Consider the following 13,606-nt stretch of genomic DNA (forward strand, 5'->3'; position numbering starts at 1 on the left):
CGCCCGAATTACGCCGACGCCCCTGGGCCGCCGTCGCTCCGGAAGAGACGGCCTAGGCCAGCAGGTCGTCCACCTGGGCCTCGCCCTCCCGGTACCGGCGGGTGATCTCGGCGCTGCAGTCGTCGGCGGTGCGCTGGAGCTGCTGGCGGCGCCGGGAGACCTGCTTCTCGTACCGGACCAGCCGGCCCATCGCGTCGTGCAGTTCGGCATCGGTGCGGGCGGCCAGGTCGGAGAGTTCCACATCGGCCAGCATCTCGGCGGCCAGCAGCCGGTACTCCTCGTTCTGCGGGGTGCCGAGGGTGACGTGCCGGGCGGAGGCGCTGCGGCTGGAGGGGGCGTCGGTGAGGATCTCCGAAAGCCGGTCCGCGACGGCCGCCGGCACCCCGGGCCCCTCCTGGTCGGTGCGCCGGGCGAGTTCGGCGCGGAGGATGTCGATGCGTCCGTGCAGCAGCCGGCGGATGTAGCTGAGGTCCGCCTCGTCGCACTGGGCGCTCCGGCGCAGGGTCCGCAGGTCCGGCAGCCCCAGCCCCGTGACGCTCGGGGCACCGGGGGCGCCGGGGATTCCCGGGGAGCCGGGGGCCGGTGGGGCGTCCGTGGAGCGCTGTGCGGGCGGCCGGACCGCCGCCGACACCGACGACACCGGGCCCGCGCCCGCCGCCCCGGCCGAGGCCGCTGAGGTACCAGAAGTATTCATACGAACGTGTCCGTCCCCTCGACCGGTGCCCATCGGGCACCGCCTCCGTGCATCGTGCCACTGTCGGCGGGGCCGGTGCAGGCCCAGTCCACCCGATCGGCCCCGGACGGGTGCACGCCTGGTACACAGGTGGTATGCGAGCAGTGGTGCAGAGGGTGGACGGGGCGAGCGTGGTCGTCGCCGGGGAGACGGTCGGCGAGATCGTCGGCGAGGGGCTGTGCGTCCTGGTGGGGGTGACCCACGAGGACACCCCGGAGAAGGCGGCCCAGCTGGCCCGGAAGCTGTGGTCGGTGCGGATGCTGGAGGCCGAGAAGTCGTGCAGCGACATCGGCGCCCCGCTGCTGGTGATCAGCCAGTTCACGCTCTACGGGGACGCCCGCAAGGGCCGCCGCCCCACCTGGAACGCGGCCGCGCCCGGCCCGGTGGCCGAGCCGCTGGTCGACGAGGTGGTGGCGCGGCTGCGGGAGCTGGGCGCGACGGTGGCGACGGGCCGGTTCGGCGCGGAGATGCGGGTCTCGCTGACCAACCAGGGCCCGTTCACCCTCGTCATCGACATCTGAGCGGCGCCCGGAGGGGGAACCGCCGGAACCGCCCTACGGGGCGACCACGACCTCCTGCGCCGCCGCCGTGTTCCCGGCCAGCAGCGGGGCGTCCAGCGGAACGTTCCGCTTGACCAGCGCCAGCGCGATCGGGCCGAGCTCGTGGTGGCGCACCGCCGTGGTCACGAAGCCCAGCTGCCGGCCCTCCGGCCCGTCGGCGGCCAGCCGTACGGGGGTTCCGTGCGCCGGCAGCAGCACCTCGGAGCCGTCCAGGTGCAGGAACACCAGCCGGCGCGGGGGCTTCCCCAGGTTGTGGACCCGGGCCACCGTCTCCTGGCCGCGGTAGCAGCCCTTCTGGAGGTGCACCGCGCTGCCGATCCAGCCCAGCTCGTGCGGGATGGTCCGGTGGTCGGTCTCCAGGCCCAGCCGCGGCCGGTGCGCCTCCACGCGCAGCGCCTCGTAGGCGAGGAGCCCGGCGGCGGGGCCGTGGGCGGCCGCGAACTCCTCGATCTCCGCGCGCGGCAGGAACACGTCCCGGCCGGCCGGGGTCTCCCGGACCGCGTGGCCCCCGGGGAGCTCGGCGATGGATCCGGCGGGCAGGTGGACCACCGCGAACTCGTCGGTGCGGTCGGCGACTTCCACCCGGTAGAAGAACTTCATCGACTCCAGGTAGGCGATCAGGTCCTTCTGGGTGTCCGGCTCCACGTGCGCCCAGACCGTCTCGCCGTCGTCGACCAGGTACAGGGCGTGCTCGATGTGGCCGTTGGCCGACAGGATCAGCGCCTCGGTGGCCCGGCCGGGGGGGAGTTCGGTGAGGTGCTGGGTGAGCAGCAGGTGCAGCCAGCTGAGCCGTTCCGGCCCGGTGACCGTGACGACTCCGCGGTGCGAGAGGTCGACGAAGCCGCGGCCGTCCGCGAGCGCGCGCTGCTCTCCGTAGAGCTCTCCGTAGTGGGCGGCGACGCCTGCGTCACGGCCTTCGGCCGCCACCGCACCGGGCAGATGAAGCAAAGGGCTGGTCATGGGCCAAGCCTACGACCGCGCTGGGACTGCCCGCCCGGGTGCCCGGCGGAGTGCCCGGATCAGTGCTCGGCGGGGTGCTCCGCGGGGTGCTCGGCGGGGTGCTCGGCGGAGCACTTCCGGCAGCGCCCGAAGATCGCGAAGTGCTTCATGTCGGTCTGGAAGCCGAAGGTGGAGCTGAGCTTGGCGATGAACTCGGCGGCGACGTCCTGCTCGGCCTCGATGACCGCCTGGCAGTCCCGGCAGACCAGATGGATGTGGTGGTGCCGGTCGGCGAGGTGGTAGGTGGGGGCACCGTGCCCGAGATGGGCGTGCGAGACCAGTTTGAGCTCCTCCAGGAGCTCCAGGGTCCGGTAGACGGTGGAGATGTTCACCCCGGCGGCGGTCTTGCGGACCTCGGCGAGGATCTCGTCCGGGGTGGCGTGCTCCAGGGCGTCCACCGCCTCCAGGACCAGCTGGCGCTGCGGGGTCAGCCGGTAGCCCCGCGCCCGCAGGTCGGTCTTCCAGTCGGTGCTCGCCACCCGGCCAGTGTATGCGGGAGAGGGGGGCCGCGGCGCTCCGCGGTCCCCCCTCTTCGTCCTACGCCGTGCTCCGGCTCCGTCTCCGTCAGCGGAAGAAGGCGATGCCCTCGTCCGGCAGGTCGGGGAGGTTGCGGGCCATCTCGGCGACCTCCTCGGGGGTGACGACCTTCTTCAGCTGCGCCGACATGTACGGGCGGAGCTCGACCTCCGGGGTGGCCTTCTCGCCCACCCACATCAGATCGCCGTGGACGTAGCCGTAGAGGCGCTTGCCCCCGCTGTACGGGCCGGAGGCCGCGGTCCGGGCGACGGCGTCGGTGGCCAGGTCGATCTGCGGCTTCTGGTCCGCCAGCTCGCCGTACCAGATCTCGACGACGCCCTGGTCGCGGACCATGACGATCTCGACCTTGCGGTCCTTGTCGATGCGCCAGTAACCGGTCTCCGACTCAAGGGGCCGGACCTTGTTGCCCTCGGTGTCCAGCACCCAGGTGCGCGAGACGTACTCCAGGAAGTCCCGGCCGTCGTGGCTGAAGACGACCTCCTGGCCGAAGTTGCACTTCTCCTCACCGGGGAAGTCGAAGACGCCCGCGCCCTCCCAGGTGCCGAGGAGGAAGGCGAGGGGGACGAGGCCCGGGTTCAGGTCGGACGGGATCTGGATCATGAATGGCTGCTCAGGCGATCTGTGGGAGGGGTTGGTGAACCGGAGGTCAGCGCTGGCCCTGGTAGAGCTTCGCGACGGCCAGCGCGGTGAAGGCGAGGACGCCGACGGCGACCAGGACCAGCAGGGAGGTGAAGACTGCCTCAAGCACGGGGTGCTCCTCGGAGGGGTCGGTTCGGGTGGCTACGGGGCCGGCCCCCAGCCTACTGGCCCGGGGCCCGGGCCACTCTGCGAGGTGCCCCGTAGGTGGTCCCGCGGCCCCGCGGCTACCCGAGCAGCTGGTTCTGCAGGATCACCGTCTGGTGGAAGGGCACGGCGTCCGGCTCGGCCCCCTTGCGGGACTGGAGCACCACGGCCTGGATGTCCCCGGACCGCAGACAGGCGGCGCGGACGGTCTCCGGGCCGGCGGCCGGCGGCGTCTCCCGGAAGACCTGGACCTCGGTGTCCCGGCTGCCGGGGAGCCCGCGGCCGCCGGTTGCCCCTTCGGCCTCCAGGGCGGCCTTCCAGCCCTCGTCGTCGGACAGCGCGGCCTCGCCCACCGGGGCCAGGTGGTAGCCGCAGCCGCTGAAGGCGTCCACGAAGGCGGAGCTGTGGAAGCGCAGCAGATAGATCCGGGTACGGGTGCCGTCGGGGGTGGTCCAGCCACGGCCGGTGATTCCGCGCAGCGCCTCGTCCCGCAGCTGCTCCCGCAGGCCAGGGCGGGAGTCCTGCCCGTACTCGGCGAGGAGGGCCTCCGGAGTGACCGTGCCGTCGCGCCCGGTCTTCAGCGTCGTGTCGGGTGCGGCTCCGGCCGGGGGCGGCAGCAGCAACCGGGACAGGGAGGCGTAGTGGACGCCGTCCGGGTTGTCCCTGGCGAAGGGCAGCGGAGCGCCCTTGGGCAGCACCGGCTTGCGGAGCTCGGGGTAGGCCCAGCGGCCGTCCGGTTCGGTGGCCAGGCCCGGGACGTCGGTGCGCTCCCGGCCGGTGATCTCGTACCCGACCGCCGTGGCCGCGCTCGCGAAGACGAGGAGGGCACCGGTCCAGCGCAGCGCGGCGAAGACTGCCCTGCGGCCGCGGCCGGGGGCAGCATGTTCCGATACCGGGCCCGCCGGACCAGACGCGGTCGCCAACATGGACCCAGTCGCCGACTCGGTCTGGGTGATCGGCTCGGTCTGGGTGATCGGCTCGGTCATACGGACTCTCCGGGGGACTTCAGGTGGTCGAGCTGGTCCTTGAGGAGCGCGGCGGCCTCGGCGGGCTTGAAGGCCGCCCGACCGTGCGCCTGGAGGCTGACCAGGTGGTCCCCTTCCACGGCGACACAGTCGAGGGACCGCAGTCGCTTCTTGTCCACCGGCCCGGTCTTCATCAGCGCGCACACGGCCTTCGGGTGGCCGACCACCACCGGCGGCTTCACACCCTTGTCGTTGAGCTGCTTCAGCAGCCGCCCGGTGACCTCGGCGAAGGGCCGGAGCGCCTTGGGGTCGGCCTGCATCAGCTGGATCCGGACGGTGAACGCGTCGGAGGAATGCGTGTAGCTGCGCCCGGCGAAGCCCTTGAGGTCGGCTGCCTTGAGCACCTTGTCCCGTTCCTTGCGCTCCGTGCCCGACAGCCCGGTCCCCTGGGACCTGACCAGATCGGCCGCCCGCTCGCCGACCACGAAGAAGTCGCTGCCGTCGGTACCGCTGTCCGGACCCGGCCGGAACCCCTTCGGTACGGGCAGCAGCTTCGCGGCCATGGGGTGCTCCGGGACCGGGCCGGGGGCGGGAGGTGCCTCGGAGGCACCGGCCCCGGGTGCGTCGGCCACCGTCCAGTAGCGGGTCGGGGAGGTGCGGTCGGCTTCGGAGACCCGCTGGACTCCGACCAGTGCCGCACTCGTCAGGCCGAGAACGGCGAGGGCCGCCCCCGCCGAGGCGATGACCTTCCGGCGCTTGGTCACAGTCGCTCCAGCTGTCGCAGGGCCACGCTCCGCAGAGCGGCCATGGTGATGGGCTTCCCCTGCCGGTCGAGCCAGGAGACGTCGACGACGGTGTCGCCGCGCCGGATCAGGGCCCGGGCCTGGTTCAGCGGATGGCGGCCCGCCTCTTCCTTCGGCTTGTACACCCAGAGGCGACCTGGGCCGTCCGTGTAACCGGGGAGGAGTTCCCCGTCGTTCCCGGCCCAGCCGTCGCGCGACTGGTAGTTCGTCTGGCGCAGCCAGAAATCCTCGGCTCCGGCCCGGTCACGGAACTGGACCAGCCGGACCTCCACGGACCGGCCGGCGCCCGCCGACCAGCGGCTGAGCGCGACCCGCCGGAGGTCGGACGAGATCAAGTCCCCGAACACGTAGTCGGGGTCCGCGAAGAAGTCGCTGACATAGACCTCCGGCGACTGGTACCCGGACCACGCCGCCCGGCTTCCGGCCGGCGCCGGCAGCAGGAGCTTGAGCAGGTCGCCTTCCGTCTTGTGCCAGCGGTTGGCGTTGACGGTGCGGTGGGTGGTCGAGTCGTCGGCGGCCACCGGCTTCGGGGCCGGGAGGTGCTGCTGGGCCAGGGGCGGCAGCGGGGTGGGCTCGCGGTCGATCTGGATGCCGTAGCCGGTGGCCGTGCCGGCCAGGACGCCGAGGACGGCGGCCGAGGCGATCAGCGCGACCGTGCGGGCCGTCCGGCGGCGGCGCCGCGCGGGTACGGGTGCTGCCGCGGGCTCGGGCGCGTACGCGGACTCCGGCGCGGGCCGCTGCTCCGGCGCGGGCTCCTGGTCCGGCGCGGGCCGCTCCTCCGGCTCCGGTATCGGCGGGTTTTCAGGCTTTGCCAGTGAGAATTCCGGAGTGTCCGATTCCATCGGTTCCGATGCTCGTTCTGGCGTTTGTTCTCGGTGCAAAGGGGTCCCCCCACAGGACATGGGACACAGGTTCCGTTACCTGTGCACACGGGAGACCCGGGCCCGGGGGTGGGGGTTGTAGCGGGTGTGATCACGATTCGGTATCCCGGCGGCGGGGTTTGCCGTCGAGTTCGTCCCACCATTCGTCGGAGGTCCGGTCGCCCGAGGGGTCGTCCCACCAGCGGTCGTCCGGCCCCCGCCGGTTGGCCACCATCGCGGCCACCGGCGGGATGACCATGGCCACCACACAGAGCGCCACCGCGGCCTCCACCGACCACAGGCGCACGAAGCTCCAGGCGGAGACGAAGAGGAAGAGGCATCCGCCCATCAGCCAGAAATAGGCGCGCCGGCGCCGCGCATACATGAACCAAGCGTAGTTCCGGAGGGCCCGGCCCGGAACGGCGCCCGGCCCGGAACGGCACCGCAACGGCACCGCACCGGCGCCGGAACGGCACGAAGGGCCGCACCCCGGTCAGTGGCGTCCAACCCCCGGGGGTGCGGCCCTTCGGCCGGTCAAACCGTCTGCCGTGCTCAGACGGCGATGGCGATGTCCGTGACTCCGCCGGCCTCGGCGACGACCACGGAGCGGTCGGCCTGGCCGCCGGGGATCAGGGCCCGCAGCGTCCAGCTGCCGGTGGCCGCGTAGAAGCGGAACTGGCCGGTGGCCGAGGTCGGGACCTCGGCGGTGAACTCACCGGTCGAGTCCAGCAGCCGCACGTACCCGCTGACGGGCTCGCCGTCCTTGGTCACCTGGCCCTGGATGGCCGTCTCGCCCGGCTTGAGGGTCGAGAGGTCGGGCCCGCCGATCTGTGCTCCACACATGTTCTCTGTCCTGTCCTAGAGAGGTCTGCCGCTGCCGGGCGCGCTCTGCCCGGCGGGGGAACTACTTGGCCGCGCCGAGCTCGATCGGCACGCCGACCAGCGAGCCGTACTCGGTCCAGGAGCCGTCGTAGTTCTTGACGTTCTCCTGGCCCAGCAGCTCGTGCAGGACGAACCAGGTGAGCGCGGAACGCTCACCGATGCGGCAGTAGGCGATGGTGTCCTTCGCCAGATCGACCTGCTCGGCCTCGTAGAGGGCGGTCAGCTCTTCGTCCGACTTGAAGGTGCCGTCGTCGTTGGCGTTCTTCGACCACGGGATGTTGCGGGCGCTCGGCACGTGGCCGGGGCGCTGCGACTGCTCCTGCGGGAGGTGGGCCGGGGCGAGCAGCTTGCCGGAGAACTCGTCGGGCGAGCGGACGTCGACCAGGTTCTGGCTGTCGATCGCGGCCACGACGTCGTCGCGGAAGGCGCGGATCGAGGTGTCCTGGGCCTTGGCCTGGTACTGGGTGGCCGCGCGCTGCGGGACCTCGGCGCCGTCGACCAGGTCGCGGGAGTCGAGCTCCCACTTCTTGCGGCCGCCGTCGAGGAGCTTGACGTCCTGGTGGCCGTAGAGCTTGAAGTACCAGTAGGCGTAGGAGGCGAACCAGTTGTTGTTGCCGCCGTAGAGGACCACCGTGTCGTCGTTGGCGATGCCCTTGGCGGAGAGCAGCTTCTCGAAGCCCTCCTGGTCCACGAAGTCGCGGCGGACCGGGTCCTGGAGGTCCTGCTTCCAGTCGATCCGGACGGCGTTGCGGATGTGGTTCTTGTCGTACGCGGACGTGTCCTCGTCCACCTCGACGATGACGACCTTCGGGTCGTCCAGGTGGGCCTCGACCCAGTCGGCGTCTACGAGGACGTCGCTGCGGCTCATGGTGTTCTCCTCCGGGGCAGTGTGCGGCGGGGCTGTGCGGGTGCTGTGCGAACAGCGGGGGTGCGTGGCTCCGGGTGCGCTCGGCCGGTCTGCGCGGGGAGGCACAGGGGCGGGTGGCGGTGCGGGGATCACGCGGGGAAGGGCCGTCGTGCGGCCTGCGGGAGCGACGTCGTGCCGCGCTCGGTCAGCGACAGAGCATGGCGGCGACGCGACACAGGTCTACTGCCCGTCGCTTCGTGAGGTCCGCCTGCATTCGCTTCATGGGCATGGATCGTAGGGACGAATCGGCACCCCTGTCACCGGTGTGTCATATGTCGAGACAGGATCGTCCGGATATTGGGACGCGGGTCGTTCCGGAAGGTCCCGCGAGGGGGTCGGGAGAGGTCCGGGGGTCCGTTGCGCCTGCGGATCGGACCCGGTCGTCTCACTATCCGGCCAGGTCCACTTCGCGGCCCTCCACGGAGAAGCGGAGTCCGGCCTTGTCCGCGGTCAGCGCGGACACCTCCAGGCCGGTCGGCAGGCCCTCGATCCGACGGTCGAAATCGGTCTTCTCCCTGATCAGCCGCTCGATGCCGGGAATGCCCTCACCGGGCACCTCGTCGGCCCGGACCCGGACGGTGTGCCCGTCGACCACCGTGATGGTGGAGATCACACTGCGGGACAGGGTCCGGCCCAGGACCTCCACGGAGGCGGTCACCTTGACCTTGTCCGGCGCCCCGCCGTACGTGATCACCACGCCGCCGGTCGAGGCGGCGGTCAGCGCCGGATAGCCGATCCGGGCGGAGCCCTCGGCGCGGGTCGCGGTGCCGCGCGCGTACGAGGAGTCCAGCCGGACCTCGTGGAAGCGGGTGTCCAGCTCGGAGATCAGCAGCCGGCGGCCCTCCGAGGTGGTGGTCTCCACGTCCGTGAGCCGGACGTCGACCCGGTCCAGACGGTGTCCGAGGGCCTGGGTGAGGAACGGGAACCCGTGGATGTCCACCTCGGCCCCGGCCGCCCGGATCCGGCCGTCCCGCACCCGGTCCGCGATCCGGGACTCGGCCTCGCCGACCGCGATCCGGTCGGCGGCGAGGAGCAGCCCGGCGAGCACCAGGCCGACGACGAGCAGCAGCACTGCCGGACGCCGCCGGCCGCGTATGAGACCCATGTCCCGTTCCCCCAAGGTGTCGGTTCGTCGTCCGGACGGGCGACGGCCGGGCCGGCCGGTCCCTTCGCGGGAACGGCCGGCCCGTCCGCCGCGACTAGTTGATCACGCGTCCCATCAGCCAGACGGCGGGGGCGGCGGCGGCCAGCGGCAGCGCCACCCCGGCGGTCATGTGCACGAACCGGGACGGGTAGTCGTACGCCGCGGCCCGCAGCCCGATCAGCGCGCACAGCCCGGCGGCCAGACCCACCAGGGCCCCCGCCGCGCCGACCTGGTTCAGCCCGCCGACCGCGATCCCGGCCCCGGCCGCGGCGGCCAGCGAGACGCCCACCGACGGCGCGGACGGCAGCGGCAGCGCGCGGGTGAACACGGCCACCGCCACGGCGGCCGCGCCGACGGCCACCGCGTCCGGGTCGGCGGCCAGGTATCCGGCACAGACGATCGCGAGGGCCGCGGAGGCCACCGAGGCCATCAGGCCGTACATCCGCTCGTCCGGGTCCGCGTGGCTGCGGAGCTGGAGCACCAGGGTGAGCAGCACCCAGGCACCGAGGGTCCCGACGATCGCGCCGGCCCGGTGGTCCTCCCCGACGGCCAGCACGGCGATGTCGGCGGTGACCGCGCCGGCGAAGGCCAGGACGATGCCCTGGCGGGCCGGCCACATGCCGTTCAGCCGGAACCAGCCGGCCGCGGTGAGCGCCTGGAGGGCGATCAGCGGAACCAGGAGGGCCAGCTCGGCCACGGCCGCGGCACCGGCCAGCAGCGCCCCGAGGGCCACGGTGACCAGGGCCGCCTGCGGCCCGGGGTCGATGATCGGCGACCGGCCCTCGGCCCGGGCCTGACGCGGATCCCTTATCCGGGTGGTGCCGGCCAGCGTGGGCGAGGAGTACCCGGCCGCCGCCGCACCCGGCTCGGCGCCGGACCCGGCCGGCCCACCCGGCTCCGCCACCGGCTCGGGGCTCCCGTACGTCGGATAGGGCGCCGGGCCGCCGGGCTGCGCGGCCCCCTCCGGGGCGGCGGGCGCGCCGTGGCGCGGCCCGGACGCTTCCGGCCGCCCGGCGTGGGCGCCGTGGCCCGGCGCGGGCGCCGCGGCCGCGGGGCCGGGGCCCTGCTCGGCCGGGGCACCGCGACGGCGGCCGGAGCCCTGCTCGGCGGAGGCGCCGCGACGGCGGCCGGAACCCGGGGCCGGGTCGGGGGTCGCGAGCGGGTCCGGGGCGGGTTGCGGGGCCGGCTGCGGGGTCGGGCCCTGCGGGCCGGGGTAGGGCTGCAGATAGGCGGTCTCCTCGACCCCGGGCGCACCCTGGCCGGGCAGCCGGCCGGCCTCCGGCCAGCCCTGCGGGCCGGCCGCCGGGGCGGTGCCGGTGTTCCCGTCCCAGGCCTCCGGGGCGGGCTGCGGCCGCTGCCCGGGCTCCTCGCGGAACCAGCCGTCCGGGGCCGCGGGGGCCTGCTCGTAGCCCGGGGCGGACGGCACGGGCGCGGGGTGCTGGGCGCCGTAGGACGGCTGCGGGTACGACGGCTGCCCGTACGGGGGGTCCGCCGGCAGGGCGCCGTACGGCTGCCCGGGCTGCTGCGGGTCCGGCCGGCCGGCCGGCTCGGCCGGGACCCGGTCCGGCTGCTGCCGGGGCCCGGGCTCCTCGCGGAACCAGCCGTCCGGGGCGGCCGGTGGCCGGCCCTGGCCGGGCACCTCGCCCAGCGGCGGCTGGTAGGCGGTGTCCCAGGTGTCGGTCTGCCAGGTCTGGGTGGCGTACGGGTCCGCGGGCAGCGCCCCGGGCTCCGGGTACGTCCCGGGCTCCTGGTACGTCCCGGGCTCCGGGTAGGTCCCGGGCTGCTCCGGACGGGGATCGCCCTCGGGGCGGTGGTTCTCGGGGGTCGGGGTGGTCATGGGGTGCCGGTCACCCGCCCGCGAACGGCGGCAGCACCTCGACGGTGCCGCCCTCGGTCAGCGCGACCGTGTCGTGCCCGCGCGTGCCCACCGGGTGCTCGTCGACCAGGAAGGAGCAGCGCTGGAGCACCCGGGTCAGCTCCCCGGGGTGCGCGGCCCGGACCGCGTCCAGCGCCTCTGCCAGTGTCCGCGCCGCGTACGGCTCCTCCGCCGTGCCGGCCGCGGCCTTCGCCGCCGCCCAGTAGCGGATGGTTCCCGCTGCCACTGCAAGCTCCCTTCGTCGGCTCCGTACCGTCGGCCTCCATGATGACCCCTCACGACCCCGGCACCGCCCGGGCCACGGCGTGCCCCGGTGCGCCCCCGGTGCGCCCTCGGGGCCCCGACGGAGGTCAACCGATCAGGTGAAACCGGTCATACCCACGAACCCGCGGGGGGCGCGGGGTGGTGCGAACCACAGAACTGGTCACGGCAGCGCCCTCGGCCCCGCAAGGCCCGGCGGGCTATCCTGACGGGGAAGAGGACCTGGGCAACGTAGCCCCCCGGGTCCTTTTGTGCTTTCTGCACGTTGAACACAGTGCGAACAGTGGAATCCATGCGGGCCTCAGGGCGCGGGGACCGCAACCCGTACAGAGCACGTCCTCGACGGGACCGAGGAGGAACCGACGTGATGGGCCAGCCATACCTGCACGAGCGCACGACCACCGCCGCCGGGAGGTCGTCGCGATGAGCTCACTGCTGCTGCTGACGAACGCCCTGCAACCGTCCACCGAGGTGCTGCCCGCCCTCGGCCTGCTGCTCCACCACGTCCGGGTCGCGCCCGCCGAGGGCCCGGCCCTGGTGGACACCCCGGGCGCCGACGTGATCCTCGTCGACGGCCGCCGAGACCTGCCCCAGGTCCGCTCGCTGTGCCAGCTGCTGCGCTCCACCGGGCCCGGCTGTCCGCTGATCCTGGTGGTGACCGAGGGCGGGCTGGCCGCCGTCACCGCCGACTGGGGCATCGACGACGTGCTCCTCGACACGGCGGGCCCGGCCGAGGTCGAGGCCCGGCTGCGGCTGGCCACCGGGCGGCAGCAGCTCGGCTCCGACGACTCCCCGATGGAGATCCGCAACGGGGACCTGTCGGTGGACGAGGCCACGTACTCCGCGAAGCTCAAGGGCCGGGTGCTGGACCTCACCTTCAAGGAGTTCGAGCTGCTGAAGTACCTGGCGCAGCACCCGGGCCGGGTGTTCACCCGGGCGCAGCTGCTCCAGGAGGTGTGGGGCTACGACTACTTCGGCGGCACCCGGACGGTGGACGTGCACGTCCGGCGGCTGCGGGCGAAGCTGGGCCCCGAGCACGAGTCGCTGATCGGCACCGTGCGCAACGTCGGCTACCGGTTCGTGACCCCGGAGAAGGTCGAACGGGCGGCCGAGGAGGCCCGTAAGACGGCGGCCGCGGAGGGTGCCGGCGGGGTCCCCCGGATGGCGGAGGGCGAACCGGCCGGATCCCGGGACGTCCAGAACGCAGGACGCCCTGCCCAGAGGTAGGTCACCCCGCGTAGACTTCCGGGCGTGGCCAAGGTGACGCGGGATGACGTAGCGCGACTGGCGGGTACTTCTACCGCCGTCGTCTCGTACGTCATCAACAACGGACCCAGGCCGGTTGCCCCGGCCACGCGCGAGCGTGTTCTCGCCGCGATCAAGGAACTGGGGTACCGGCCCGACCGCGTCGCCCAGGCGATGGCCTCGCGGCGGACCGACCTCATAGGCATGATCGTGCCGGACGCGCGGCAGCCGTTCTTCGCGGAGATGGCGCACGCGGTGGAACAGGCCGCGGCCGAGCGCGGGAAGATGGTCCTGGTCGGGAACTCCGACTACCGGGACGAGCGCGAGGTCCACTACCTGCGGGCCTTCCTGGGCATGCGGGTCTCCGGACTGATCCTGGTCAGCCAGGGCATGAGCGAGCGCGCGGCCACCGAGATCGAGGCGTGGGACGCCCGGGTGGTGCTGCTGCACGAGCGCCCGGAGGCCATCGACGACGTCGCGGTGGTCACGGACGACATCGGCGGCGCCCAGCTCGCCACCCGCCATCTGCTGGAGCACGGGTACGCGTACGTGGCCTGCATCGGCGGGGTGGAGAACACCCCCTCGGTCGGCGACCCGGTGGCCGACCACGTGGAGGGCTGGCGGCGGGCCATGCTGGAGTCCGGGCGCTCGGTCGAGGGCCGGCTCTTCGAGGCCCCCTACAACCGCTACGACGCCTACCGGGTGGCCCTGGAGGTGCTGGCCGGGCCGGACCGCCCGCCGGCGATCTTCTGCGCGACCGACGACCAGGCGATCGGCGTGCTGCGGGCCGCCCGCGAGCTCCGCATCGACGTGCCCGGGGAGCTGGCGGTGGCCGGCTTCGACGACGTCAAGGAAGCGGCGCTGACCGACCCGCCGCTGACCACGATCGCCTCGGACCGGCCGGCGATGGCCCGGGCCGCCGTGGACCTGGTCCTCGACGACGGGCTGCGGGTGGCCGGCTCCCGCCGGGAACGCCTGAAGCAGTTCCCCTCGGCCCTGGTGATCCGCCGCAGCTGCGGCTGCGCGTAGCTCTTCCGGACTTCCGGTCGGG

At 73.5% G+C, this 13,606-nt stretch carries 17 protein-coding genes; 3 read left to right on the plus strand and 14 right to left on the minus strand.

The window, feature by feature from the left end:
- Positions 1–52 precede the first annotated feature (52 nt).
- Positions 53–694, minus strand: coding sequence for an RsiG family protein (locus tag ACZ50K_RS14515; RefSeq protein WP_468902253.1), 642 nt, complete (start codon positions 692–694; stop codon positions 53–55).
- Between the two features lie 134 nt (positions 695–828).
- Between ACZ50K_RS14515 and dtd the strand changes: the two genes are divergently transcribed.
- Positions 829–1,254 (plus strand): D-aminoacyl-tRNA deacylase, encoded by a 426-nt coding sequence (dtd, locus tag ACZ50K_RS14520; protein ID WP_468902255.1) that lies wholly within the window; start codon positions 829–831, stop codon positions 1,252–1,254.
- Between the two features lie 33 nt (positions 1,255–1,287).
- Here the strand turns inward: dtd and ygfZ are convergent, their stop codons facing one another.
- The 13 genes from ygfZ to ACZ50K_RS14585 form a co-directional block, all read right to left on the minus strand.
- Positions 1,288–2,253 carry a CAF17-like 4Fe-4S cluster assembly/insertion protein YgfZ gene (gene ygfZ / locus ACZ50K_RS14525; RefSeq protein WP_468902257.1) on the minus strand — a complete coding sequence of 322 codons (966 nt, stop codon included), beginning with the start codon at positions 2,251–2,253 and terminating at the stop codon, positions 1,288–1,290.
- Between the two features lie 59 nt (positions 2,254–2,312).
- Entirely contained in the window at positions 2,313–2,771 is a 459-nt protein-coding gene (locus ACZ50K_RS14530) for a Fur family transcriptional regulator (RefSeq protein WP_468902260.1), read from the minus strand.
- Between the two features lie 85 nt (positions 2,772–2,856).
- A complete protein-coding gene (locus tag ACZ50K_RS14535; protein ID WP_468902263.1) occupies positions 2,857–3,429 on the minus strand; it encodes a heme-binding beta-barrel domain-containing protein in 573 nt (190 codons plus the stop codon).
- A gap of 263 nt (positions 3,430–3,692) precedes the next feature.
- Positions 3,693–4,598: a hypothetical protein gene (locus ACZ50K_RS14540; RefSeq protein WP_468902266.1), complete on the minus strand. Its 906-nt coding sequence runs from the start codon at positions 4,596–4,598 to the stop codon at positions 3,693–3,695.
- Complete coding sequence (locus ACZ50K_RS14545; RefSeq protein WP_468902269.1) at positions 4,595–5,341, minus strand: hypothetical protein; 747 nt, start codon at positions 5,339–5,341, stop codon at positions 4,595–4,597. The genes ACZ50K_RS14540 and ACZ50K_RS14545 overlap by 4 nt, the downstream gene beginning before the upstream one ends.
- Entirely contained in the window at positions 5,338–6,222 is an 885-nt protein-coding gene (locus ACZ50K_RS14550) for a hypothetical protein (protein WP_468902271.1), read from the minus strand. Before ACZ50K_RS14550 ends, ACZ50K_RS14545 begins: the two co-directional genes overlap by 4 nt.
- 130 nt (positions 6,223–6,352) lie before the next feature.
- Positions 6,353–6,625, minus strand: a complete 273-nt coding sequence (locus ACZ50K_RS14555) for a DUF3099 domain-containing protein (RefSeq protein ID WP_468902274.1) — start codon at positions 6,623–6,625, stop codon at positions 6,353–6,355.
- 167 nt (positions 6,626–6,792) lie between these two features.
- The gene (locus ACZ50K_RS14560) at positions 6,793–7,083 is read right to left on the minus strand and encodes a DUF1416 domain-containing protein (RefSeq protein ID WP_468902276.1); all 291 of its coding nucleotides are present in this window, start codon (positions 7,081–7,083) and stop codon (positions 6,793–6,795) included.
- 61 nt (positions 7,084–7,144) lie between these two features.
- Positions 7,145–7,990 carry a sulfurtransferase gene (locus ACZ50K_RS14565; RefSeq protein WP_468902279.1) on the minus strand — a complete coding sequence of 282 codons (846 nt, stop codon included), beginning with the start codon at positions 7,988–7,990 and terminating at the stop codon, positions 7,145–7,147.
- Positions 7,991–8,174: 184 nt separating this feature from the next.
- Complete coding sequence (locus ACZ50K_RS14570) at positions 8,175–8,258, minus strand: putative leader peptide (protein WP_389475332.1); 84 nt, start codon at positions 8,256–8,258, stop codon at positions 8,175–8,177.
- A gap of 159 nt (positions 8,259–8,417) precedes the next feature.
- Complete coding sequence (locus ACZ50K_RS14575) at positions 8,418–9,134, minus strand: LmeA family phospholipid-binding protein (protein WP_468902281.1); 717 nt, start codon at positions 9,132–9,134, stop codon at positions 8,418–8,420.
- Between the two features lie 94 nt (positions 9,135–9,228).
- Entirely contained in the window at positions 9,229–10,440 is a 1,212-nt protein-coding gene (locus tag ACZ50K_RS14580; RefSeq protein ID WP_468902447.1) for a hypothetical protein, read from the minus strand.
- A 580-nt stretch (positions 10,441–11,020) separates the two neighbouring features.
- Entirely contained in the window at positions 11,021–11,275 is a 255-nt protein-coding gene (locus ACZ50K_RS14585; RefSeq protein ID WP_468902283.1) for a MoaD/ThiS family protein, read from the minus strand.
- Positions 11,276–11,733: 458 nt separating this feature from the next.
- On the opposite strand from ACZ50K_RS14585, the gene ACZ50K_RS14590 reads away from it, so the two are divergent.
- A complete protein-coding gene (locus tag ACZ50K_RS14590) occupies positions 11,734–12,537 on the plus strand; it encodes a response regulator transcription factor (RefSeq protein ID WP_468902286.1) in 804 nt (267 codons plus the stop codon).
- Positions 12,538–12,561: 24 nt separating this feature from the next.
- A complete protein-coding gene (locus ACZ50K_RS14595; protein ID WP_468902289.1) occupies positions 12,562–13,584 on the plus strand; it encodes a LacI family DNA-binding transcriptional regulator in 1,023 nt (340 codons plus the stop codon).
- Positions 13,585–13,606: the final 22 nt, after the last annotated feature.

The sequence above is a fragment of the Streptomyces sp. NPDC033845 genome (assembly GCF_055576225.1).